The sequence below is a fragment of the Micromonospora sp. CA-244673 genome (genome assembly GCF_050948395.1).
Lineage (GTDB): Bacteria > Actinomycetota > Actinomycetes > Mycobacteriales > Micromonosporaceae > Micromonospora.
In genome coordinates this window covers 7,074,546-7,096,496 of the sequence record NZ_CP192019.1, presented here as the reverse complement: position 1 = coordinate 7,096,496, position 21,951 = coordinate 7,074,546, and the positions used below count along the sequence as shown (strand labels likewise).

Genomic DNA, 21,951 nt, shown 5'->3' with positions numbered 1-21,951 from the left:
CGGCGCGGGCCGACGGAACCACCGGGGCGGACCCGCGGACCGCGTGGCGTCGCCGGAGACGTTACCGGCGGGCGGCCCGCTTGTCAGCGGCCGTTCGGCCCTCGTCGTACCACCGGTAGTCGGCCGCTGGACGGTACGTGCCGTTGAGCCACGTCGACGGGGACTGGGCGACCCGGGAGAGCTTCTCGGCGGTGGCCGGACTGATCCGGTTGCCACCGGCCACGAGCAGGCGGTCCAGCTCCCGGTGGGTGGCCATGAGGCAGTCCTTGGGCAGGCCGTAGACGCTGATGACCCCGGAGCCGACGAAGGTCAGCACGGGGCTCACCGGGATCGGCAGGCCGACGGCGTCGGAGAGGGCCTTGCTGGCCCGCTTGGCGTCGCGGCGCGCCTCGGCCACATAGGGCGGACGCTTGCCGTTGATCTGCACGACGTCGCCGGCGACGAGCACCCGGGCCCGGCCGTGGTCGGCGATGGTGACCGCGAAGAGCCCGCTCGGCCCGATGGCCAGGAACCCGGCCCGCTCGTCACGGGTGCGGTCGAGCAGGACGTCCGCGGCGTCGGTGCGGGGCCACTCGATGACGTGCCAGGCGGGGCCGAGGTGGTCGAGTTGACCGAGGGCCCGGGCCCCGGCCGCCTCCAACCGGCGGGCCCCCCGCTCGGCCCGCCGACGGCGGGCCCACTCCAGCGGAGTCGGTCGGGCCGGCTCGAGCACCGAGGTGGACTCGACCCGGGGGTGCGGCACCGAGACGGGCGGCAGTGCCCGGCTCGGTACGGCTCGGCGAGCGGGAAAGACAGTCATCGCGACCTCCGGCAAAAGGTCTCTCGAAGTTATGTCTCCACTACCCTACGTTGCGCCCCCCGGTGCTCGGCAAGTTGGAGCGCCGGAATGAGTGCGGATGAATGCCATATTCATTCACACTTCTTTTCTCGGATGGTGCGGAAGCCTGTCCTAGGCTGCGAAGGTGACCCACTACGTGGACAGCGAGGTCGGTCGGCTCGGCACGGTGCTGCTGCACCGCCCGGGGCCGGAACTCGCCCGCCTCACCCCACGCAACAACGACTCCTTGCTCTTCGACGCTATCCCATGGGTGGGCCGGGCGCAGGAGGAGCATGACGCCTTCGCGGCCGCCCTGCGGTCCCGCGGGGTCGAGGTGCTCTACCTGGCCACCCTGCTCGCCGAGACCCTCGCCGTGCCGGACGCGCGGGCCGAGCTGACCGAGCTGGTGCTCCGCTCGCCCCGGCTGGGCGACACCCTGCGCCGTCGCGTCGCCGACCACCTGACGTACCTCGACCCGGCCGCGCTGGCCGACGTGTTCGTCGCCGGGCTGGCCCACGAGGAGCTGCGGATCGGCCCGGACCGCCCCGGCGGTCTGGTCTGGACACTGATGGACCGGCACGACTTCGTCATCGACCCGCTGCCCAACCTGCTCTTCACCCGTGACTCGTCGGTCTGGATCGGGGACCGGGTCGGGGTGACCAGCCTGGCCATGCCGGCCCGCCGGCCGGAGACCACGCTGACCGACGCGATCTACCGCCACCACCCGCGGTTCGTCGGCACCGAGTTCGTCTACCACCCCGAGCTGGAGCACCTGGAGGGCGGTGACGTGCTGCTGCTCGCGCCGGGGGTGCTCGCCGTCGGGGTGGGCGAGCGGACCACGCCGGCCGGGGCGGAGCGGCTGGGCCGGCAGGTCTTCGCCGCCGGGCTCGCGCACACCATCCTGGTGGTGCCGATCGCCCAGGAGCGGGCCACCATGCACCTCGACACGGTCTGCACGATGGTCGACGTCGACGCCGTGCTCATGTATCCGAACATCGCCAGCGAGCTGTCCGCGTACACGGTCATCGCCGGCGCGGACGGCGAGGACCCGCGGGTCGACGGCCCGGCGCCGTTCCTGCGGGCCGCCGCCGACGCCATGGACCTCGACCAGCTCCGGGTGATCGACACCGGGCTGGACCCGGTCACCGCCGAACGGGAGCAGTGGGACGACGGCAACAACACGCTCGCGCTCGCCCCCCGGCTCTGCGTGGGCTACGAGCGGAACGTGGAGACCAACGCCCAGCTCGAACGGGCCGGCATCGAGGTGATCGCCATCGCCGGGTCCGAGCTGGGCTCCGGCCGGGGCGGGCCCCGCTGCATGTCCTGCCCGCTGGTCCGCGAGCCGCTGGGCCTCAGCGCAGGGTGAGCTGGCGGCCGAGCAGGCCCTGGCGGGCCCGGCGCCCGGCCGCGTCCAGCGGCTCCCGCTCCTCCAGCGCCTCGGCGTACCGCTTGGCGAAGCCGGTCACCGGCTCCTCCCAGTCGGCGGCCGGGACGTCCTCGGGCAGGTCCCAGACCGGCACCAGGCGGCCGTGCGCCCGGAACATGCCGGCGAAGCGGGTGTCGTCGCCCAGGGTCAGCGTGCCGGCCACGCTCAGCCGGGACAGGGCGTCCAGCGCGGCGTCCTCGTCGTCCGGCAGCACCCAGCGCACGTGCGCCTTCTCGGGCACCTGACACCAGTACGCGGCCCGCGCCGCGGCCAGCTTGACCGTCGGGTAGATCGCCGCGTTGGCCCGCTCCAGGGACGCCTGCACGCCCGGGTCGTCGGCGGCGCCCGGGTCGAGCCAGAACTCGAAGCCGTCGTGCATGGTGATCTCCAGCGGCCCGTCCACCAGGATGTCCTGGAGGCGGGGGCCCGGCCCGGGCAGTGGCGGCACGCTCACCTGGCTGCCCGGCTCGGTCCGCAGCGCGCAGAGCAGCGCGTCGGCCAGGTCCCGCGAGACGTCACCGGACTGCTGGTGCCGCTGGAGGCCGATGAAGACCCGCCCGTCCGGCTTGGTCATCGCCGGGGCGGCCATCGGCAGCACGGTGGCCAGGGTCACCGGCCGGTCGCCGTGCTCCTCGACCAGCTCGGGGGTCAGCCGCAGCGGCGCGGAGGCGGCCGGGACCAGTTCGCGCAGGGCGATCCACTCCGGCTCGTCGACCAGGCCCTCGAACGGTCGGGGCACGAAGACGTCGCGCACCTTCTCCCGCTTCGGGGTGGCTTCGGCGGCCCGCTGGCTCTTTCGACGCTTGCTCACGGCGACACAGCCTAGATGCCGGACCGGACGGCCGTGGGCAGGACCCGCCTCCCCGGTCGGCTCAACCGGCCACGACCAGGTCCGGACGCGTGCAACCGGTCGGGTCGAACTCGGCCCAGACGCTCTGGCCCAGGCCGTCCCGCTCGACGCCCCAGCGGCTGGCCAGCCCGGAGACGATGTGCAGGCCGCGCCCGTCGACGGCGTCCGGGGTGGCGACACGCATGAGCGGGCCGGAGGCGGAGCCGCCGTCGGTCACCCGGAGCTGGACGGTCAGTCCACCGGCCGCCGCTCGCAGCCGCCAGGCCACCCGGACCACTCCCCCGGGCAGCGGGTCGGCGTGCCGGACGGCGTTGCCGACCAGCTCGGCGAGGACGGCCACCAGGTCGGCCAGCAGGGGCGGGGGTACGACGTCGGCCAGTTCGTCGGCGAGCCGGTGCCGGGCCAGGCGCGCGCCGGTGGCGTGGTGGGGCACCACCACGCACCATGATCGTTCGGCCGAGCCCGTCCCCACCGTCGTTCCTTCCCCACCCCGGTGCGGGCCGGGTTTACCCCCGTGGCAGCCGCACCTCTGCGACGGTACCCCCACCGGCCCTCGGTCGTAGGGATACCCATCCATTCTGCTGTTCAACGATCTGCCGGACGAGATAGAGCCCCAGCCCGGCTCCCGGGTAGCGGCGCCGGTCACCGGACTCCCCCTGCCAGAACCGGTCGAACGCCCGTTCCACGTGCTCCGGCCGGATGCCGATGCCCCGGTCGGCGACCCGGAAGGAAACCGTGCGTTCGTTCGCCTCGGCGCAGACCTCGATGGGGGTGTCCGGCAGCGAGTACTTGCCGGCGTTGGTGCTCAGCTCGGTGAGCACGGTGGCCAGGCTGTGCCGGTCGCCGAGCGCCTTGGGCAGGTCGACCGGCAGGTCGAGGACCACCCGGTGCCGGACGTCCGCCGGCAGGTCGGGCACCGCCGCCCGCAGGGCGTCGGCCAGGTCGAACGGGGCGGCCGGCTCGCCGCCGGGGCGGTTCTCGGTGGCGGCGGTGAGCAGCCGGTCGACCAGCCGGGCCAGCTCGTTCGCGCGCTGGCCGATGATCCGGGCGGCCTGCCGCCGGTCGTCGTCGCTGAGCGACTCCCAGTGGTCGGTGAGGGTGTCCGCGTACCCCTTGATCACGGTGACCGGGGTGCGCAGCTCGTGGCTGGTCACCGCGACGAAGAGGTCCCGGTCGTTGTCGCGCCGCTGCTGGTCGGTGATGTCGCGGAAGGTGACCACCCGCAGGGTGCCCGGCCCGGGCAGCTCGCCGGAGGTGATCCGCAGCCAGCGGCCGTCCGGCAGCCGGTGGTCGAGGACCTGCCCGGACGGGGGGAGCGGGAACGGCAGCGGCTGACTGAGCGCCTCACCGGCGGGCCGCCCGGTCACCTGGGCGGCGGCCGGGTTCCAGAGCCGCACGTGGTGCTCGCGGTCCACCACCGCCAGGCCGTCGGCGAGCGCTGCCACCACCGGGCCGTCGCCGTGCACCGGCAGCCCGGTCTGGTCGCCGTACATGTGGGCGATGCAGGCGGCCACGTAGCCGACCACGGCCCGCTGGGAGGCGTCCAGCGGCTCGCCCTCCGGGTAGAGGGCGTGCAGGCTGCCCACGGTCAGGCCGCCGATCTCGGCGCGCGCCAGGATCATCCGGCGCAGCCCGCGCGCGGCGACCTCGTCGGCCAGCGCGCCGGGGATCGCGTCGACCCGGACCTCGCGTACCGGCGGGCCGGAGAGCAGGCAGACGGTGGCCGGGTCGGTGGCCGGCAGCGGGCGGCCGGTGACGAACTCGGCGCTGCCGGTCGCCGCGATCACCCGGCCGCCGGTGGGAGCGAACTCCACGAACACCAGGCCGGCCGCGCCGACGGCGGGCTCCACCTCGCGGAGCAGCCGGGTGAGCACGGCCAGGCCGGCCTCACCCGAGTTGATCATCTTGATCACGCTGGTGTGGCCGGCGATGAGGGCGGTGAAGTCGGTTCGCTCCGGCATGTCCCGAGTGTGCCCCGCCGCCCGGTGCGGGGACACCCCCGGCCGGGCGACCGCACCCCGGTCGGACCGGCTGCCCTCACCGGCCCAACCGGGCCAACGTCCGGGCCGGGCGGTCGGTGATCACCCCGTCGACCCCGGCGGCCAGCACCAGCTCCAGGTCCGCCGGCTCGTTCACCGTCCAGACGTAGACCTGGTTGCCGGCGGCGCGCAGCGCGGGGACGAGCTGCGGACGGGCCCGGACCAGGCCGATCCCCGGCCCGGCGATCCGGGTGCCGAACGGCAGCCGGCCCAGCCGCAGCCAGCGCGGCAGCACCTCCAGCAGCAGCACCGTGGGCAGCGCCGGGGCGAGGTCGCGGATCCGGCGTACGGCGAGCGGCGAGAAGGACATCACGGTGACCCGGACCGGGTCGTCCGGACCGGGCTCGGCCAGGCCGTACCGGCGCAGGACGGTGACCAGGCGGCGCTCGACGTCCCGCCCGTAGCGGGACGGGTGCTTCGTCTCGATCAGCAGCCGGACCGGCCGCCCGGCGGCCAGCACCGCGTCGAGCAGCCGCTCCAGCGTGAGTAGCCGGGTGTGCGACTCGTCGAGCCGTTCGTCCCCGTCGGCCGCCACACCGCCGGGGTGCCACGAGCCGAAGTCGAGCGCCTCCAGCTCGGCGAGCGTCCGCGCGCTGACCAGCCCGCGACCGTTGCTGGTCCGGTCCAGCCGGCGGTCGTGGACGCAGACCAGGTGCCCGTCCCGGGTGAGCCGGACGTCGCACTCCAGCCCGTCCGCGCCCTCGTCGAGGGCGCGCAGGTAGGCGGCGAGGGTGTGTTCCGGCAGGTCGTACGACGCGCCGCGGTGTGCGAAGACCAGGGGGACGGTCATGGCCGCGTCGCGCCTCAGGCGACCCGGCCCGGCTGCCCGTCGTCGGTGACCACCGGGCGGCCGGCGGCGGCCCAGTCGCCCATCCCGCCCTCGACGTTGCGCACCTGGTCCCAGCCGTTGCGCATCAGGTAGGCGACCACCTGCGCGGACCGCCCGCCGGAGCGGCAGATCACGGCCACCTCGCGGTCGTCGGGCACCTCGGCCATCCGGGCGGGCAGCTCGGTCATCGGCAGGTGGTGGGCGGCCGGCGCATGGCCGGCGGTCCACTCGTCGTCCTCCCGGACGTCGAGCAGGTAGACGTCGTCGGGCACGGCCGACGCGGGCACGCTGGGAACCTGTGGTCCGAACACGGCTACCAAGCCTAGACGGCCCGTCCGGTCAGAGGCGGTTGACCCAGCGGGGATTGGCGGCGGCCCACTCCGGCATGCGGGTGCCGCGCAGCGCGTCGAAGAGCCCGCCGCCGCCGCTGTCCAGCACCACGTAGGAGACCTGGTCGATGGTCTGCGGGTAGGAGGGCACCTGGACGCCGTGCAGGGCGTCCGCGGGCAGCCCGCGGAGCGCGAGGAGCAGGTCCTCCAGGGGTACGCCGTTGCTGTCCAGGGTCAGCGCCCCGCCGGCCGCCCGGAGCACCCGGTCCAGCTTCACCGGGTCGCTGCGCAGGTGGGTCTGGCCGGCCCGGTCGAGCACCGCCCGGAGCATCTGCTGCTGGTGTCGCTGCCGGTCGAAGTCGCCGCCGGGCAGGTCGTAGCGCTGCCGCACGTAGTCCAGCGTCCGGGCGCCGTCCATCTGCTGGCAGCCGGTGTCGAACTGGGTCTTCGTGTGGATCGACCGGACCGGGGTGTCGACGCACATCCGGATACCGCCGAGCAGGTCGATGACCTGTTTGAAGCCGGAGAAGTCGATCAGCGCGGCGCCGTCGAAGCGGACCCCGGTGAGCCGGGCCAGGGTGGCGCTGAGCAGCCGGGCCCCGGCCTCGCCACCGCCGCCGTGCTCGTACGCCGCGTTGACCTTGTCCTGGCCGCCGCCGTAGCCGGACGCCGCCGGGATGGCGACCAGCAGGTCCCGCGGGACGGAGATCAGGTACGCCTGCCGGAGCCCGGCCGGCACGTGCACGATCAGGATGCTGTCCGAGCGCTGGTCCTCGGGGTTCGCGCCGGGCCGGTGATCGGAGCCGATCAGCAGGTAGTTGAGCGGGCCGGAGAGGTTGGTACGCGACTTCCGGGCCGACGCGTCGAGCAACTGTTCCTTGGTGACCGTGCGGTCGTACCGGTTGGTGAGCCAGTGCAGCCCGGCCACGCCGAGGGTGGCGAGCAGGAGCAGCGCGAGACCGGCGCCGAGCAGGAACCGGGACCAGCGGGCGGATCGACCCCGCCCGCGTGCGTTCCGTGCTGGCCTGGACGTGACATACCCCCCGTAGCCGCGACATGAGACCCGCTCACGTCAGGCTACGGGGGGAAGCCCCGGGCGGTGCCGCTTTCGCCGCGGCTACCGGCCGGTCACCAGGTCATTTGCGGGTGGACAGGACGGACGGGTTCGACACCACGAAGTCCGCGAGCTTGTCCTTCTTGACCGCCTGGAACATCTCCATGGTCGTTTCGTTGAACTTCTCCCGGCCGTTGCCGGCGCTGCTGTAGGTGCCGCCGTTGGTCCGGAGGGTGACCAGGTCGTTCCCGCTGACGCCCTTGAGCGTGTAGATGAAGGTCGCCATCGGCACGCCGCCGGTGTCCAGGATGAAGGCCTTGCCGGCCGCCTTGATCAGCGCGTTCAGCTTGATCGGGTTGGTCAGCATGCCCTTGTCGGTGGCCTTCTTGGCCATCGCCTTGATCAGCTGCTGCTGGTTCTGCTGCCGGTCGTAGTCGCTGTTCGGCAGGCCGTAGCGCTGGCGGGCGTAGTCGAGGGCCTCCCAGCCCTCCATCTCCTTGCAGCCCTTCTTGTGCACCACCGGAGTCATCGCCTTGCCGGTCTTCTTCGCGTCCGCGTTCCACATCGGCTTGCCGTCGACCATCATCATGTGGTGCGACTTGACCTCGTGGCTCACGCAGATGCGCACGCTGCCGAGGGCGTCGATCACGTTCTTGAAGCCGCCGAAGTTGATGATCGCGGCGCCGTCGAAGCTGATGCCGGTCATCGACTTGATGGTCTTGGCCATCAGCTGGGCGCCGCCCTCCCAGCCGCCGCCGTTGCGGGCGCCGATCTGGAAGGCTGCGTTGATCTTGTCGGTGCCGCCCCGGTAGCCGCTCTTCTCGAAGGCCGGGATCTGTGCCTCGGTGTCCCGGGGGATGGAGATCAGATAGGCCTGGTCGTGGGTGGCCGGGATGTGCAGGATGATGATCGTGTCCGAGCGGACGTCGTCGGCGGCCCAGCGCTGGCGGGCGTCCACGCCGAGCAGCAGCATGTCGATCGGGCCTTCGAGGCTGTTGCCGCCCTCGGCGTCGGTCTTGCCCGCCTCACCGAGCAGGTTGCCCTGGTCGATGCTGCTGGTCGCCTGACCGATCACCGCCTTGCTGCCGACGATCGCGACACCGCTGGTCATCATCAGCACGGCACCGAAGATCACGGTGAGCTTGGCCCAGAACGGGTCCTTGCGCTTGGTGCGCTTCTTCCCGCCGCCGGGCCCGCGGCCGCCGTGGCCGGGCTGCGTGGGGATGATCGGGGGAACCCGCCCGGGCGAACCGGGCTCCAGTGACTGAGGGCGACGGCTGGTCTGGACCGGCATGCGTGCTCCAGCTCGGTGATCGGGGGCGGGACCACTGTACGTATCTGTTCCCGTTCTCGCGACCTCGTGCGAGGGCTATTCCCGTCAATCTCGGCCAATGGCTCAGGGTTGTGACCGAACGGCCAATTGAAAAGATCCGGTCGGCGGTTGGCTCACCGTGGAAAGAGCCTTGACCGCCGACCGGATGTGTTGCCTCGCGGGGGCGGCGTCAGCCGCCGCTCCCGTCGGTGTCGGTCTTCTGGTTGGCCTTCACCCAGTCGGCCATCGTGTCCGCCGCGATGGCCTTGTACATCGCCAGCGCCTTCTCCCGGTCGGAGACCACCACCGACTGGCCGTCGACGGTCTGGCCCCCCAGGTTCGGGCTGGTGAGGAAGGTCAGGTTCTCCCCGCGCAGGTTGCGGAACTGCAGCGCCATGTCGGTCAACGAGAATCCCTGGTCGACCGTGACGGCGGCGGTGACCGCCTTGAGGAAATCGTTGAGCTTCTTGGGGTTGGTCAATGTCCCCGTGCTGGCCGCCTTGTCCATCAGCGCCTTGAGGAACTCCTGCTGGTGGCGCATCCGGGCGAAGTCGCCGTCGGGGAACTGCTTGCGCTGCCGGACCCAGTCCAGGGCCTCGGCGCCGTTCATGTGGTTCACGCCCTTGGTGAACGTCCGGTACGGCTTGTGGATCGAGTTGATGGTCCGCTCCACCTTGAGGTCCACCCCACCGAGAGCGTCGGTGACCTCCTTGAAGCCGCCGAAGTCGATCGCCATGACGTGGTCGATGCGGACGTCGCTGAAGCACTCCACGGTCTTCACCGCGAGCGGCAGGCCGCCGAACGCGAAGGCAGCATTGATCTTGTTGCGCGAGCCCGAGTCGCAGGACGCGCCGGCGCTCTCCGGGATCGGCACGTAGAGGTCACGCGGGATCGAGACCAGGTAGGCCTGCTTGTGGTCGGCCGGGATGTGCATGACGATCAGCGTGTCCGCCCGCCACTTGCCGGCGGCGTCCACCTCGGCGTCCGGGTCCCGCGAGTCGCTGCCGACCAGCAGGATGTTCAACGCGCCGTCGACCTGCTTGGCCGGCCGGCCCCCGGTGATCTGCGAGAAGGGGTCCGTCCGGGCCAGATCGCCGTTGAGGTTGCGGGCGTAGAGCCAGGCGCCCGCGCCGCCGAGCAGCGCAAGCACCAGCACCGCGACGCCGGCCACCAGGCCGATGCGCCCCCACCTCGGCCGCGGGCCGCGCCGGCCGGGACCGCCGGCGCCGCCGCCGGGCCCGCCCGGCCCGGCCGGTCCGCCCGGACCCCCGGGGCCGCCGGAGCGCGGCTCGTCGTCGTGCGAGGGGTACCAGCGGGCGTCGGTCGCGCGGGCACGCCCGGTGGTGCCCTGGCCGGAGCCGGGAACCTGGGCGCGGCCCGCGCTCCGACTCAGACGTGCGGGAAGCGGGACGCCGGCAGACGAGGTCGCTGACATGTAACCGAGGGTAGGTCGGCGGAGCCACCCGCGCCCTGAGGCGCAGCCGGGTGTCAGCCTCCTCCCAGCGGGAGTCAGTACCCTAGCCGGCCGCGGAAGTACGCGATCGTGCGTCGGAGGCCGTCTTCGGGCGTCACGGTGGGCTCGTATCCCAGCAGCTCACGGGCGAGCGTCAGATCGGGGCGCCGCTTCTCCGGATCGTCGGCGGCGCGGGTGATGTAGCTCACCTCGGAGCTGCTTCCGGTCAGTGACACGATCGTCTCGGCCAGTTGCCGCATCGACATCTCGTGCTCGGTGCCGCAGTTGATCGGGCCGGTCTGGGTCGAGTCGAGCAGCAGCAGGATGCCCCGCACCAGATCGTCGACGTAGCAGATCGACCGGGTCTGGTTGCCGGTGCCGTGCACGGTGATCGGCTCGCCGCGCAGCGCCTGGGAGATGAAGGTCGGGATGGCCCGGCCGTCGTCCGGCCGCATCCGCGGGCCGTACGTGTTGAAGATCCGGACGATCGCGGTGTCGGTGCCCCGGCTGCGGTGGTAGGCCATGGTGGCCGCCTCCGAGAAGCGCTTGGCCTCGTCGTAGACGCTCCGGATGCCGATCGGGTTGACGTTGCCCCAGTACGTCTCGCGCTGCGGGTGCTCCTTCGGGTCCCCGTACGCCTCGGAGGTGGAGGCCATCAGGAACCGGGCGCCGTCGGCGGTGGCCCGCTCCAGCAGGTGCAGGGTGGCCACCGAGCCGACCCGCAGGATCTCCACCGGCAGCTTCTCGAAGTCGGTGGGGCTGGCCGGGGAGGCCATGTGCAGGATCCCGTCGAACCGCTCGGCCATCGCCGGGTGGTCGGTCGGCAGGCCCTCGGAGATGTCCGCCTCGATCAGCGTGAAGGTCGGCTTCTCGAGGAGGTGGGCGATGTTGTCCTTGGAGCCGGTGACGAAGTTGTCCAGCACCACGACCGTGCACCCGCGGTCGACGAGCCGGTCGACCAGGTGGGACGGGACGAAGCCGGCGCCGCCGGTGACGAGAATGCGATGTCCGGAGCCGAAGCGGGGAGCGACCTTCATGCCGGCCAGCCTACTCAAGCCGGTGGGCCGGAGCCGTCGTCGGCTCCGGCCCGCCGGGGGTGGGGGGTGTGATCAGTGCGCGCCGGCGCCGGTGACCGAGCGCACCTCCAGTTCGGCGTACTTCTCCTCGTCCTGCTCCTTCGACAGCAGCGTGCCGATCCAGCCGCAGAGGAAGCCGATCGGGATCGAGATGATGCCCGGGTTCGACAGCGGGAACCAGTGCCAGTCGTGGTCGGGGAACATGGCCGTCGGCGCCCCGGAGACCACCGGGGAGAAGAAGACCAGCACCACGGCGGCGAGCAGGCCGCCGTAGATCGCCCAGACCGCGCCCGAGGTGTTGAACCGCCTCCAGAACAGGCTGTAGAGGATCGCCGGCAGGTTGCCCGAGGCGGCGACCGCGAAGGCCAGCGCCACCAGGAACGCCACGTTCAGGCTCTGCGCGAAGATCGACAGCACGATGGAGACCGCGCCGATCACCAGGGCGGAGATCCGGGCGACGTTCACCTCCTGCCGCTCGGACGCCTGGCCGTCCTTCACCACGTTGGCGTAGAAGTCGTGCGCCAGGCTGGACGAGGAGGCCAGGGTGAGCCCGGCGACCACCGCCAGGATCGTCGCGAAGGCGACCGCCGCGATGATCGCCAGCAGTGTCGCCCCGCCCAGGTCCCCGCCGAAGAAGTCGATGCCGAGCGCCTCGGCGAGCTGCGGCGCGGCCGTGTTTCCGGCCTTGTCCTGCGCCGTGATCGCCTGACCGCCGACCAGCGCCGCCGCGCCGAAGCCGAGGGCGAGGGTGAGCAGGTAGAAGGTGCCGATGATGCCGATGGCCCAGAGCACGCTCTTCCGGGCCGCCTTCGCGGTCGGCACGGTGTAGAAGCGGATCAGGATGTGCGGCAGGCCGGCGGTGCCGAGCACCAGCGCGATACCCAGCGAGAGCAGGTCCATCTTGCTGTAGAAGGTCTTCAGCGCGTCGCCGGGTGTCTCCACGCCGTAGCGCAACCCGGGTTCGAGGAAGGCCGCGCCCTTGCCCGACTGCTTGGCGGCGTCACCCAGCAGCGAGGACAGGTTGAACTTGTAGTGCGCCAGCACCAGCAGGGTCATGACGATCGCGCCGGTCATCAGCAGGAACGCCTTGACGATCTGGACGTACGTGGTGCCCTTCATCCCGCCGACCGTGACGTAGATGATCATCAGGGCGCCGACCATGATGATGGTGGCCACCTTGGCGGTGTCGGCGTCCATGCCGAGGAAGGTGGTGCCCGGCTTGATGCCGAGCAGCAGGGCGACCAGCGCCCCCGCGCCGACCATCTGGGCCAGCAGGTAGAAGATCGACACCGTGATGGTGGAGACCGCGGCCGCGGTCCGGACCGGGCGCTGGCGCATCCGGAAGGCCAGCACGTCGGCCATCGTGTACCGGCCGGAGTTGCGCAGCAGTTCGGCCACGAGCAGCAGCGCCACCAGCCAGGCGACCAGGAAGCCGATGGAGTAGAGGAAACCGTCGTAGCCGTACAGGGCGATGAGGCCGGCGATGCCCAGGAAGGACGCGGCGGACATGTAGTCGCCGCCGATGGCCATGCCGTTCTGGAAGCCGGAGAAGGACCGGCCGCCGGCGTAGAAGTCGGTGGCGGTCTTGGTCTGCCGGCTGGCCCAGACCGTGATGGCCAGCGTGATCGCCACGAAGACCAGGAAGAGCGTGATCGTCAGGTTGCGGGCGGTGGTGCTGCCCGCCTCAGCCGCGAGGACCGCGTTCATGGCTCACCTCCCCCATCTCGGCGCGGATCCGGTCGGCGACCGGGTCGATCTTCCGGTCGGCGAACCGCGAGTAGAGCCAGGCGATGACGAACGTGGAGACGAACTGGAGCAGGCCGAAGACCAGGGCGACGTTGATGTTGCCGACCAGCTTCGTGCCCATGAAACCCCGCGCGTACGCGGAGAGGATGACGTAGAGCGCGTACCACAGGAAGAACGCGACGGTCATCGGGAAGACGAAGCCGCGCAGCGCGCGCCGCAACCCGGCGAACTCGTCCGACCGCTGGACGGCGAGGTACCGTTCCGCCGCCGACTCGGCGGGTGCGGACGCGGGTGTGTCCGTGGACATCTGTGGATCACCACCTTCGCAGGCGTGGGGAGTTTTCGCGCACGGTAGAGAGCGCGCTCCCCGCCGGGGAAGGCCGCGATCGGCCATGGTCGACGCCTGCGCCGAACGGCAGTCCGGCTGCGCCGAGTGACCCAGGTCACTCCGGTCAGCGGTCGGTGGTCAGTCGGTCAGCCCCCGGTAGCGACCGCGGTAGTGGAGCAGCGGCGCGGTCTCCTCGGCCAGGTCGACCGCCTCGATGGTGGCCTCGACCAGCAGGCCCCAGCCGTACTCCCGGGCGGTGTCGAGCCGGCACCCGGCCCACCCGCCGGCGTCCGCGGGCACCGGCCCGTAGGGGGTGTCGGTCCAGGAGTCGAGGGCGAAGAGGCCGCCCGGGGACGGGAAGAGCCCGGCGAACCGGTCGGCGAGCTGCCGGTGCCCGGGGCCGAGCGGAGCGACGGCGAACCGGCCCGCCTCCTCGACCGCCGCCCACAGCTCCGACTCCGGGTCGACCAGCCCGAGCAGCCGGTCCGGCTCCCCCTCGGCCACCAGGGTGGACGAGACGGTCAGCCCGGCCGGGCCGGGCGCCGTCCAGAGCGTCACCGGCGCGGCCAGCCGGCCGCGCAGCCGGCGGACCGGCGAGCGCTGCCCGGCCGGTACGGCGAACGGGTCGGTGTGATGGATCTCGGCGCCCGGCTCATGATTCACGTGAAACATTGTGCCGCCCCGGGCCCGCGCCCAGCCGAGGAAGCGCTGGTGCAGGTCCCGGGCTCGCGGAAGCTGCTCGCCGGCCTCCGCCATGAGGTGACCCAGATAGAGCAGCAGCGCGGTCCGATCGTGCCGGTACTCCGTCAGCAGCGCGAGCCGCGCCGGCTGGCACGGCCAGTGCGCCCCGCACACCCGGCACCGCCACGCGGGCCGCATCGCCACGTGCGCCCGGCCCGGCCTCGTCCAGATCTTGGACGAATTCGGCCCCTCAGCGGGCCGTTTCCGTCCAAGATCTCGGCGGTCGTCTCCCATCACGCCTCCCCGGGAAGGGGTCGCCCCGGCCGGGGGATGGCCGGGGCGACCTGCCGCAGGACCAACCTGCTCGGGGTGGTGCTGGTGCGGGACAGCAAGGATCCGGCCGGGCCGACGCTCGCCTTCACCCCGGACGCCTGGCGTTCCCTGATCACGAGCCTCCGCCGGGCCGATCTCGGCTGAGCGCCCTACGCTGCCGGGCATGTCTCTCGTCCCACCGCAGCAGCTCGCCCAGGACCGGGTCGTCACCGCCGACGCCATTCTCGGCGGTCAGGTCGACCTGCGCGCCTACCCCCACCGGCACCTCGTGGTCACCGCCAAGCACTCCTGGGGGCGCAGCGGGTTCCGGCCGCTCATGGAGGCGGTCGAGCACCTGTCGAACTACGGCTGGGAGCTGGTCAACGTGACCAGCGTGGGCGACGGCCACCACCTCTACGCGGCGATGCGCCGCACGGCCTGACTCGCGAATCTTGGACAGTTACCGTTCCGGTCGAACGGAAACTGTCCAAGATCCCTCGCCTACGCGTCGAGGGAGCGGCGGGCGGCGGCCAGCACCTCCGGGTCGGCGCAGCCGGCGGCGTACCCGGCGATCCGGCGGCGGATGTCCCGGCCGAGCAGCCAGACCCCGATCCGGTCGGCGACCGGGCGCAGGAACGCGGGCCGGCACCGGAAGTTGTAGCGCCAGGTGGCCACCGTGGTGCCCGGGTCGGGGCCGGGCGCGAACCGCCAGCCGCCGCCGAACCGCTCGAAGAACCACGGCCCGCGCACCATCTTCATGCCCACGTTGGTGGGCGGCGCCCAGGAGACGTACTCGCTGACCATGACGAGGCCGTGCCGGGACCGGGTGAAGGTGCGCACGCCCTTGCCGGGCCGGGTCGCCCCGTCGACGAAGTGCTGCTCCCGGACGAAGGGGTCCCAGCGGTAGCGGACCGGCGCCACGGTCTGCGACACCGCGAAGGCCAGCTCCGGGGGCACCGGAACGGTGGTCACCGCCTCCACGACCGGCATCAGCGCCTCGGGGTGACCGCGGCCAGCAGTTCCGGCTGGCGCCGGTCCAGCGCGTCCCCGGCCAGGTACGCGCCGAGCAGCGCGGCGCCCAGCCCGTACGCCAGGCCGATCGGCAGCGCCAGCCAGAGCCAGACGTCGCCGAGCAGCGCGGCGGCCACCACCAGCGGCACGGCGGCCGTGGCCGAGGCCACCATGGACACCAGTGCGTACAGGCTCCGCGCCATCCCGGCGCCGGTGTTCATGGCGAACGGGTTGCTGGTCTCCGGCAGCGAGTAGCCGCCGAGCACCGAGACGGCTGCGTTGATCGCCAGCCCGCAGCCGTACGCGGCGAGCAGCCCGCCCGCCATCAAACCGAACCAGCCGGGCCGGCCGAGGACGACGGCCAGCACCGCGGCGACCGCGGCGAGAATCGGCACCACGTAGAGCGAGAACGCGACCATCCGGGCCCGCAGCTCCACCCGCCCCGGCACGCCCGCCACCACGTTGGCCGCGTACGCGCTGCCGTCGAAACCGAACTGGTTGGCCAGGGTCACTGATGCGAGCACACCGACGAACAGCATCGAGAGGCTCACCAGCACCGGGGACGAGTTGGCCGTGGCCTCGCCGAACGCCGCCCCGCCTTCGGTGGCCAGCCGGGACCCGCCCAGGTTGACCATCAACGGCACGAAGATGCCGACCACCGCCACGGTGATCAGGTTGGCCCGCCGCCGGGCGTCGCGCCACCAGTAGCGGCACTCCCGGGCGACCAGCGCGCCGAACCGGTCCCGCCGGGCCCAGCCCACGGCCCGGGGGAAGAGCTGCCCGACGGGCGCGCCGGCCACCGTGCCGCGCCGGTCCCGGGCCGGCCCGCCGCTCGCCGCGCCCACCATTGCCGACTCCAGCGACCGGGACCACCACAGGAGAAGCAGGCCGATCGTCGCCACGGTGATGAGCAGCTTCAGCCCGGCCGCCGCGGCGTTCCCCTCGGCCACCTCGACGCCGGCCGTCCAGGGCGCCCCGAACGGGGTCCAGCCGACCACCCGGGCCACCCCGGTCAGCCGGTCCCAGTCGGCCTGCTCGACCGCGCCGAGCACCAGCAGCTGCAACGGGCCGAGCAGGGCGGCGAGCACCGCGAGCAGCACGGCGGCCAGGTCGCGTACCCGGCGGGAGCGGAGCATGGTCGCGAAGGCGCTGGTCACCGCGCGGGCGGCGGCCACGCAGAGCAGCAGGCCGAGAAGCACCCCGAGGACCCCGACCAGCGCGGCGAACCAGCCGCCCAGGACGCCGGCGGTGACCACCAGCCCGCCGACCATGAGCAGCGTCGCCACCACCGGGACGCTGACCAGGGCGGCCGCGAAGAGACCGGTGACCAGGGTGCGGCGGGAGAGCGGAAGCAGCGCGAACCGGGCCGGGTCCAGGGTCTCGTCCACACCGAAGAAGACCAGCGGCAGCAGCAGCCAGCCGAGGGTCAGCAGGCCGCCGCCGAAGGCGGCGGTCATCAGCGCGTACCGGGACTCGCCGGCCAGGCCGGGCGCGGCGAGCAGGAAGAAGCCCCCGACGGCGAACCAGAGCCCGAACAGCACACCCCCCACGAACATGGCGATCCGCCAGGCCTGACCGCGGAAGTTGTTGCGCAGCACCCGCAGCTTCAGCCGGACGAAGTGCCGGGGGGAGACGGCCCGGGCCGGCCGCTCGGCGGCGGTCACCGGGACAGCCACGACAGCTCCTCGCCCGTCGCCGTCCGCCCGCCGACGACCTCGACGAAGACCTCCTCCAGCGACCGTTCGCCGCGGACCTCGGTGAGCGTGCCGACCCGCTTGATCCGGCCGTCGGCCAGGATCGCCACGTGCGAGCAGAGCCGCTCGACGACCTCCATGACGTGGCTGGAGAAGACGACCGTGCCGCCGCCCACCACGTAGCGGTGCAGGATGTCCCGGATCAGGGCCGCCGAGACCGGGTCGACCGCCTCGAACGGCTCGTCCAGCACCAGCAGCCGGGGGCCGTGCAGCAGCGCGCAGGCCAGGCCGATCTTCTTCTTCATGCCGGCCGAGTAGTCGACCACCAGGGTGCGGCCGGCGTCGGTGAGCGCCAGCACGTCGAGCAGTTCCGCCGCCCGCTGGTCGACCACCGCCGGGTCCATGCCGCGCAGCAACCCGTGGTACGCCAGCAGCTCGGCCCCGCTGAGCCGGTCGAAGAGGCGTACCCCGTCGGGCATCACACCGAGCAGCCCCTTGGCGCGTACCGGATCGGCCCACACGTCGTACCCGAGCACCCGGGCCTGGCCGGCGTCGGGCCGCAGCAGGCCGACGGCCATGGAGAGGGTGGTGGTCTTGCCGGCCCCGTTCGGGCCCAGCAGTCCGTAGAACGAGCCGGCCGGCACGTCGAGGTCGACGCCGGCGACCGCGACCTTGGTGTCGAACCGCTTGGCCAGGCCACGGAGGGACAGCGCCGGGTGCTGATCGGTCATGCCCACGACCGTAGCCCGCCCCGACCAGTAGCCGATCCGGCCAGAGGAGGATCTTCGGGTCCTCCTTCAGCCGTACCGCCGTCCCGCTAGAGACGCAGCGTCTCCGGGGTGTGCAGGCGGAGCATGGTGACGCCGACGTCCCGGGGGAGCCGCCGCCGGGTGGCCATCGACACGGCCACCATCACGGTGAACGCCAGCGGCACCGTCCACGCGGCCGGCTGGGTGGTGAGCGTGGCCGGCCAGCCGGACAGCGGCGGGCCGAGCACGGTGAGCAGCACCGCGCCGATCGCGGCGCCGCCGCCGGCCAGCACCCCGGCCGCCGCGCCGAGGTCGGTCAGGCCGCGCCACCAGATGCCCAGCACCAGCAGCGGGCAGAAGCTCGACGCGGCCACCGCGAAGGCCAGCCCGACCACCTGGGAGACGTCCAGCCCGGAGACGTTCAGCGCGAGGACCGCCGGCACCCCTCCGGCGATCACCGTGGCGAGCCGGAAGCCGCGCACCGAGCCGCGGCCCAGGACGTCGGTGGAGATCACCCCGGCCACGCTGGTGAGCAGGCCGGACGAGGTGGATAGGAAGGCCGCGAACGCCCCCGCGGCGACCAGTGCGGCGAGCAGCCGGCCGGTGGTGCCGTCGCCCAGCGCCGCACCGGGCAGCAGCACCACCACGGCGTCGGTCTGGCCGGTGACCAGCAACTGCGGCGTGTAGATCCGGCCCAGCACGCCGTAGATCGTCGGCAGCAGGTAGAAGACGCCGACCAGGGCCAGCACCACCAGCGTGGTGCGCCGGGCGGCGGCGCCGTCGGGGTTGGTGTAGAAGCGCACCAGCACGTGCGGCAACCCCATGGTGCCGAGGAAGGTGGCCAGGATCAGCGAGTACGTCCCGAACAGCCCCCGGTCGTCGTCGCCGGCCGTGTCGGGCAGCAGCCAGTCGGTGGCGGCGGTGGCCGCGCCGGAGACCTCGGGCACCGGATCACCGGCGGCAAAATCGAGGCGGTCGCCGGGGCGTACCTCCCGGGTGTCGCCGTCGGGCATGGTGAGCGTCGCGCGGTGCTCGACCACGACGGTGGTCGCGGTCCGGAACGCCGGCCCGTCGGGCGGGGTCACCGCCGGGCGGGCGTCGGCCTGCCACTGCAACGCCAGGAAGATCGCGGGTACGGCGAGAGCGGTGAGCTTCAACCAGTATTGGAAGGCCTGCACGAAGGTGATCGCCCGCATCCCGCCCAGCGCCACGTTCGCGGTCACCACCACGGCCACCAGCAGCGCGCCCACCGGATAGGGCGAGCCGGCCACCGTGGCGAGGGTCAGCCCGGCGCCCTGGAGTTGCGGCACCAGGTAGAGCCAGCCGATGAAGATCACGAAGACGGTGGCGAGCTTCCGCAGGCGCCGCGAGCCGAGCCGCACCTCGCAGAAGTCGGGCAGCGTGAACGCCCCGGAGCGGCGCAGCGGGGCGGCCACGAAGAGCAGCAGCGCCAGGTAGCCGGCGGCGAAGCCGACCGGGTACCAGAGCACGTCGACGCCGTACTTGAGGATCAGCCCGGCCACGCCGAGGAAGCTCGCGGCCGACAGGTATTCCCCGCCGATCGCGGCGGCGTTCCAGGTGGGGCTGACCGCCCGGGAGGCGACCAGGAAGTCGGAGGTGGTCCGGGCCAGCCGCAGCCCGTAGAAGCCGATCCCGACGGTGACCAGGGTGACCGCCACGATCGCGGGGACCACATAGCCGTTGCCCATCAGCGCTCCGGCCGCTGGACCAGGTCGGTGAAGTCCTGCTCGTTGCGTTCCGCGAGCCGCACGTACGCCCAGCCGACCCCGATGAGGAACGGGAAGGCGGCCACCCCGAGCAGCAGCCAGGGCAGGTTGACGCCGAGCAGGGTGACCCGGCCGACCGAGGGCGCGATGGCGAAGAGCCAGGGCAGCCCGCCCAGCCCGATCAGCACCAGCAGGCTCAGCCGCAGGGCCAGCGAGAGCTGGGCCCGCATGAGGCCCTGCACCAGCGTCTCGCCGACCCGGGTCTGCTGGGTCAGCTCGGAGCGGGTGCGCTCGGCCCGGCTGCGCGGCCGGGCGACCTCGGCCAGCACGACGCGGGTCCGCCGGGGTGGCTGCGGGGCGCGCGGGGCGGGGACCGGAGCTACCCGGTCGGGCCGCCCCGGAACGTCCTGCTCCTCCGCTCCGGTCATCCCCGGCAGTCTCGCCTGATCAGCGGGAATGTCAAGGGTGCCGGGGACGGGCCTGTGGACAACGTGTGGACAACGCTTCACTCCTGTGGACAACCCGGTGGATGACGGCCGCCTCGTTGTGGACGACGGAGCGGGATGTCAGGGTGAGCCGGTAGAGAGGAGCCTCGACCGGGGCGGCCCCGCGTTGGCCCCGGCCGACGTGCTCACCGTCGCCGACGTTCTCCGGACCGATCAGCCGTTCCCGCTCGTGCTGCCCGTCGGCGACATTTTCTGATCGTTCCCCGGAACCTTCCGGCCGCCTGGTGAGTGGAACAGGTGGAGAGGGGAGGTGGCGGTGTCCGACGGCGAGCTGATCTCCGAGTTGTACGCCGGCTGTTTCCGCCGGCTGGTCGTCCAGCTGTACGCGGTGACCGGTGATCTGAGCGAGGCGCAGGAGGCGGTCCAGGAGGCGTTCACCCGTGCCCTGGCCGCGCCCCGGCGAATCGCCGGCCTGGACAACCCCGAGGCGTGGCTGCGCCGGGTGGCGGTGAACGTGGCCCGGAGCCGGCACCGGCGCCGGCGGCTGTTCGACACCCTGCTCCGGCGGCTCGGGCCAGCGCCCGTGGTGGCCGACCGGTCGCCCGAGCACCTGGCCCTGCTCAGCGCGCTGCGCGAGCTGCCCGAGGGTCAGCGGCAGGCCCTGGCCCTGCACTACCTGGTCGACCTGCCGGTGGGCGAGGTGGCGGCGACCCTCGGCGTCTCCCCGGGCACGGTCAAGTCCCGCCTCTCCCGCGGCCGGCAGGCCCTGGCGGCGCTGCTCGCCGACTCCGATACCACCGAGACCAGCATCGGGAGGATCGATGTCCGATCGTGAGTTCACCGGCTTCCACGTCGATACCGTGGCCGAGGCCGTGCGCCAGCCGCCACTCGCCGACCTGCGGACGGCGGCGCGGTCCCGTCGGCGACAGCGGACCACCGGGTTCGCGGTCGCTGCGGTCGTCATGGCGGGTCTGGTGGTGACGCCGCTGTTCGGAGGGTCGAACGGGTCCGGCTGGGCCGGCCCGGACCAACCGCCTGCCGGTCCTGCGCGGGCCGGCGAGGTCGTCCTGACGAGCCGGGACTCCGGCGTGGCGGTCATCCGGATGGAGTGCGCGCTGCTCTTCTCGCACAGTGTGGACGAGGGGCGCAGCTGGTCGGACTGGGACGCGGCCCGTTACGAGGCCGAGAGCTGCCCGACCAACAGCGCGGGCAACCGGAACGCAGATCTGGAGTACGCCGTGCTCAGCAACGGCATCTACCTGGTGCGTGATGGCGAACGCGATCTGCTCAGCACCGACCACGGTCGCACCTGGCAGGATGCGGACGAGGCCACCGTGCCGGTCGCCGACTTCCCCAAGCGGGCGCGACCGGTCTTCTGCCAGCAGGGCTGCGCCGCGGTCCGGGAGCCACTGGCCGTGGACGATGCCACCTCGACGGTCTACCGGCTGACCGGGAAGTCGCCGTCTTCGTACCCGCCGTTCAGCATCTACCCGGCCGTCGACGGCTCGATCTGGGTGACGTACTGGCCGGGCGAGGCTGCCCAGCCGATCGTCGCCCGCAGCGCCGACCGCGGTGCGAGCTGGGTGAGTTGGCGCCCGCAAGCCGGCGCCGATGTCGTGGCGGTGCTCGGGGTGGACGCCCGGGAGGGTTACCTGTTGATCCAAGCGACGCCACCGCCCGGCTCCACCGTGCCGACCGGCCCTGCCCGGCTGCTGCGGACCACCGACGGGGCGCGGACCTGGGCGGACACCGGCACCGACCTCCCGGCGACCCAGCAGATACCGTTCCTCACGATCGGTGCCGACGGTGCCGTGCTGGTTCCGTTCGCCTTCGCCGACACGCCGGATCTGTCTGCGAAGCTCCTGGTCAGCCGCGACGGCGGGCGCCACTTCACCGTGTCCCGCGACTATCGGGCGCAGGAGGGCACGGGCGCCGTCGCTCCGGGTCTGGCCTGGCTGTACGGCCGCGACGACCCCTCCGACACCGGGCCGGATCACGTGATCGTCACCACCGACGGCACGACCTGGAAGCGCTTCGCGCTGCCGCACTGAACTCGCGTCGGCGCGGCCCGG

Annotated in this window: 24 protein-coding genes; 6 read left to right on the top strand and 18 right to left on the bottom strand. The window is 72.7% G+C overall.

Annotated elements, in window-relative coordinates; translation table 11 throughout:
* Window positions 1-61: 61 nt before the first annotated feature.
* Window positions 62-799, bottom strand: coding sequence for a hypothetical protein (locus ACQP12_RS32730; RefSeq protein WP_357944319.1), 738 nt, complete (start codon window positions 797-799; stop codon window positions 62-64).
* A gap of 163 nt (window positions 800-962) precedes the next feature.
* Here ACQP12_RS32730 and ACQP12_RS32725 point away from each other — a divergent pair, with 163 nt between their 5' ends.
* Window positions 963-2,183 carry an arginine deiminase gene (locus ACQP12_RS32725; protein ID WP_433283937.1) on the top strand — a complete coding sequence of 407 codons (1,221 nt, stop codon included), beginning with the start codon at window positions 963-965 and terminating at the stop codon, window positions 2,181-2,183.
* Here the strand turns inward: ACQP12_RS32725 and ACQP12_RS32720 are convergent.
* From ACQP12_RS32720 to ACQP12_RS32665, 12 genes are all read right to left on the bottom strand, one after another.
* The gene (locus tag ACQP12_RS32720; RefSeq protein WP_433283935.1) at window positions 2,170-3,054 is read right to left on the bottom strand and encodes a DUF5926 family protein; all 885 of its coding nucleotides are present in this window, start codon (window positions 3,052-3,054) and stop codon (window positions 2,170-2,172) included. The genes ACQP12_RS32725 and ACQP12_RS32720 overlap by 14 nt on opposite strands.
* Before the next feature lie 61 nt (window positions 3,055-3,115).
* Entirely contained in the window at window positions 3,116-3,532 is a 417-nt protein-coding gene (locus ACQP12_RS32715) for an ATP-binding protein (protein ID WP_433289562.1), read from the bottom strand.
* 67 nt (window positions 3,533-3,599) lie between these two features.
* Window positions 3,600-5,054, bottom strand: coding sequence for an ATP-binding protein (locus ACQP12_RS32710; RefSeq protein ID WP_433283933.1), 1,455 nt, complete (start codon window positions 5,052-5,054; stop codon window positions 3,600-3,602).
* 76 nt (window positions 5,055-5,130) lie between these two features.
* Complete coding sequence (locus tag ACQP12_RS32705; RefSeq protein WP_357944331.1) at window positions 5,131-5,922, bottom strand: glycerophosphodiester phosphodiesterase; 792 nt, start codon at window positions 5,920-5,922, stop codon at window positions 5,131-5,133.
* A gap of 14 nt (window positions 5,923-5,936) precedes the next feature.
* Complete coding sequence (locus ACQP12_RS32700; protein ID WP_433283931.1) at window positions 5,937-6,272, bottom strand: rhodanese-like domain-containing protein; 336 nt, start codon at window positions 6,270-6,272, stop codon at window positions 5,937-5,939.
* A gap of 28 nt (window positions 6,273-6,300) precedes the next feature.
* The gene (locus tag ACQP12_RS32695; protein WP_433283929.1) at window positions 6,301-7,218 is read right to left on the bottom strand and encodes an LCP family protein; all 918 of its coding nucleotides are present in this window, start codon (window positions 7,216-7,218) and stop codon (window positions 6,301-6,303) included.
* A gap of 208 nt (window positions 7,219-7,426) precedes the next feature.
* A complete protein-coding gene (locus ACQP12_RS32690; protein WP_357944340.1) occupies window positions 7,427-8,638 on the bottom strand; it encodes an LCP family protein in 1,212 nt (403 codons plus the stop codon).
* Window positions 8,639-8,846: 208 nt separating this feature from the next.
* Window positions 8,847-10,091, bottom strand: coding sequence for an LCP family protein (locus tag ACQP12_RS32685; protein ID WP_433283927.1), 1,245 nt, complete (start codon window positions 10,089-10,091; stop codon window positions 8,847-8,849).
* Window positions 10,092-10,165: 74 nt separating this feature from the next.
* Window positions 10,166-11,146 (bottom strand): NAD-dependent epimerase/dehydratase family protein, encoded by a 981-nt coding sequence (locus ACQP12_RS32680; protein WP_433283925.1) that lies wholly within the window; start codon window positions 11,144-11,146, stop codon window positions 10,166-10,168.
* A 72-nt stretch (window positions 11,147-11,218) separates the two neighbouring features.
* Window positions 11,219-12,892 carry a solute symporter family protein gene (locus ACQP12_RS32675; protein WP_433283923.1) on the bottom strand — a complete coding sequence of 558 codons (1,674 nt, stop codon included), beginning with the start codon at window positions 12,890-12,892 and terminating at the stop codon, window positions 11,219-11,221.
* Window positions 12,870-13,238, bottom strand: a complete 369-nt coding sequence (locus tag ACQP12_RS32670; protein WP_433283921.1) for a DUF485 domain-containing protein — start codon at window positions 13,236-13,238, stop codon at window positions 12,870-12,872. The genes ACQP12_RS32675 and ACQP12_RS32670 overlap by 23 nt, the downstream gene beginning before the upstream one ends.
* A 159-nt stretch (window positions 13,239-13,397) precedes the next feature.
* Window positions 13,398-14,015, bottom strand: a complete 618-nt coding sequence (locus ACQP12_RS32665) for a flavin reductase family protein (protein ID WP_433289560.1) — start codon at window positions 14,013-14,015, stop codon at window positions 13,398-13,400.
* 255 nt (window positions 14,016-14,270) lie between these two features.
* Here ACQP12_RS32665 and ACQP12_RS32660 point away from each other — a divergent pair, with 255 nt between their 5' ends.
* Both ACQP12_RS32660 and ACQP12_RS32655 read left to right on the top strand, forming a co-directional pair.
* Window positions 14,271-14,417, top strand: coding sequence for a DUF397 domain-containing protein (locus tag ACQP12_RS32660; RefSeq protein ID WP_433283919.1), 147 nt, complete (start codon window positions 14,271-14,273; stop codon window positions 14,415-14,417).
* Window positions 14,418-14,436: 19 nt separating this feature from the next.
* Window positions 14,437-14,694, top strand: coding sequence for a hypothetical protein (locus ACQP12_RS32655; RefSeq protein ID WP_357944358.1), 258 nt, complete (start codon window positions 14,437-14,439; stop codon window positions 14,692-14,694).
* Between the two features lie 59 nt (window positions 14,695-14,753).
* On the opposite strand, the gene ACQP12_RS32650 is transcribed toward ACQP12_RS32655, so the two are convergent.
* From ACQP12_RS32650 to ACQP12_RS32630, 5 genes are all read right to left on the bottom strand, one after another.
* Window positions 14,754-15,242, bottom strand: a complete 489-nt coding sequence (locus ACQP12_RS32650) for an SRPBCC family protein (RefSeq protein WP_433283917.1) — start codon at window positions 15,240-15,242, stop codon at window positions 14,754-14,756.
* Entirely contained in the window at window positions 15,242-16,939 is a 1,698-nt protein-coding gene (locus ACQP12_RS32645; RefSeq protein WP_433283915.1) for an ABC transporter permease, read from the bottom strand. Before ACQP12_RS32645 ends, ACQP12_RS32650 begins: the two co-directional genes overlap by 1 nt.
* Window positions 16,924-17,688 (bottom strand): ABC transporter ATP-binding protein, encoded by a 765-nt coding sequence (locus tag ACQP12_RS32640; protein WP_433283913.1) that lies wholly within the window; start codon window positions 17,686-17,688, stop codon window positions 16,924-16,926. The genes ACQP12_RS32645 and ACQP12_RS32640 overlap by 16 nt, the downstream gene beginning before the upstream one ends.
* A gap of 86 nt (window positions 17,689-17,774) precedes the next feature.
* A complete protein-coding gene (locus ACQP12_RS32635; RefSeq protein ID WP_357944370.1) occupies window positions 17,775-19,415 on the bottom strand; it encodes a cation acetate symporter in 1,641 nt (546 codons plus the stop codon).
* Window positions 19,415-19,861 carry a hypothetical protein gene (locus tag ACQP12_RS32630; RefSeq protein ID WP_433283911.1) on the bottom strand — a complete coding sequence of 149 codons (447 nt, stop codon included), beginning with the start codon at window positions 19,859-19,861 and terminating at the stop codon, window positions 19,415-19,417. Before ACQP12_RS32630 ends, ACQP12_RS32635 begins: the two co-directional genes overlap by 1 nt.
* A gap of 85 nt (window positions 19,862-19,946) precedes the next feature.
* Between ACQP12_RS32630 and ACQP12_RS32625 the strand changes: the two genes are divergently transcribed.
* Genes ACQP12_RS32625 through ACQP12_RS32615 form a run of 3 tightly spaced genes read left to right on the top strand, consistent with a single transcriptional unit; the run spans window position 19,947 to window position 21,930 of the window.
* Complete coding sequence (locus tag ACQP12_RS32625; protein WP_433283909.1) at window positions 19,947-20,135, top strand: hypothetical protein; 189 nt, start codon at window positions 19,947-19,949, stop codon at window positions 20,133-20,135.
* 54 nt (window positions 20,136-20,189) lie between these two features.
* Window positions 20,190-20,714 carry a sigma-70 family RNA polymerase sigma factor gene (locus ACQP12_RS32620; RefSeq protein WP_433283907.1) on the top strand — a complete coding sequence of 175 codons (525 nt, stop codon included), beginning with the start codon at window positions 20,190-20,192 and terminating at the stop codon, window positions 20,712-20,714.
* Complete coding sequence (locus ACQP12_RS32615; RefSeq protein ID WP_433283905.1) at window positions 20,701-21,930, top strand: WD40/YVTN/BNR-like repeat-containing protein; 1,230 nt, start codon at window positions 20,701-20,703, stop codon at window positions 21,928-21,930. The genes ACQP12_RS32620 and ACQP12_RS32615 overlap by 14 nt, the downstream gene beginning before the upstream one ends.
* The last annotated feature ends 21 nt before the right edge of the window (window positions 21,931-21,951 follow it).

Coding starts and splice junctions, on each gene's coding strand:
- ACQP12_RS32730 (WP_357944319.1), bottom strand. CDS start 799: ATGACTGTCTTTCCCGCTCGCCGAGCCGTACCGAGCCGGGCACTGCCG.
- ACQP12_RS32710 (WP_433283933.1), bottom strand. CDS start 5,054: ATGCCGGAGCGAACCGACTTCACCGCCCTCATCGCCGGCCACACCAGC.
- ACQP12_RS32705 (WP_357944331.1), bottom strand. CDS start 5,922: ATGACCGTCCCCCTGGTCTTCGCACACCGCGGCGCGTCGTACGACCTG.
- ACQP12_RS32690 (WP_357944340.1), bottom strand. CDS start 8,638: ATGCCGGTCCAGACCAGCCGTCGCCCTCAGTCACTGGAGCCCGGTTCG.
- ACQP12_RS32685 (WP_433283927.1), bottom strand. CDS start 10,091: ATGTCAGCGACCTCGTCTGCCGGCGTCCCGCTTCCCGCACGTCTGAGT.
- ACQP12_RS32680 (WP_433283925.1), bottom strand. CDS start 11,146: ATGAAGGTCGCTCCCCGCTTCGGCTCCGGACATCGCATTCTCGTCACC.
- ACQP12_RS32675 (WP_433283923.1), bottom strand. CDS start 12,892: ATGAACGCGGTCCTCGCGGCTGAGGCGGGCAGCACCACCGCCCGCAAC.
- ACQP12_RS32670 (WP_433283921.1), bottom strand. CDS start 13,238: ATGTCCACGGACACACCCGCGTCCGCACCCGCCGAGTCGGCGGCGGAA.
- ACQP12_RS32665 (WP_433289560.1), bottom strand. CDS start 14,015: ATGGCGGAGGCCGGCGAGCAGCTTCCGCGAGCCCGGGACCTGCACCAG.
- ACQP12_RS32660 (WP_433283919.1), top strand. CDS start 14,271: ATGGCCGGGGCGACCTGCCGCAGGACCAACCTGCTCGGGGTGGTGCTG.
- ACQP12_RS32655 (WP_357944358.1), top strand. CDS start 14,437: ATGTCTCTCGTCCCACCGCAGCAGCTCGCCCAGGACCGGGTCGTCACC.
- ACQP12_RS32650 (WP_433283917.1), bottom strand. CDS start 15,242: ATGCCGGTCGTGGAGGCGGTGACCACCGTTCCGGTGCCCCCGGAGCTG.
- ACQP12_RS32640 (WP_433283913.1), bottom strand. CDS start 17,688: ATGACCGATCAGCACCCGGCGCTGTCCCTCCGTGGCCTGGCCAAGCGG.
- ACQP12_RS32635 (WP_357944370.1), bottom strand. CDS start 19,415: ATGGGCAACGGCTATGTGGTCCCCGCGATCGTGGCGGTCACCCTGGTC.
- ACQP12_RS32630 (WP_433283911.1), bottom strand. CDS start 19,861: ATGACCGGAGCGGAGGAGCAGGACGTTCCGGGGCGGCCCGACCGGGTA.
- ACQP12_RS32615 (WP_433283905.1), top strand. CDS start 20,701: ATGTCCGATCGTGAGTTCACCGGCTTCCACGTCGATACCGTGGCCGAG.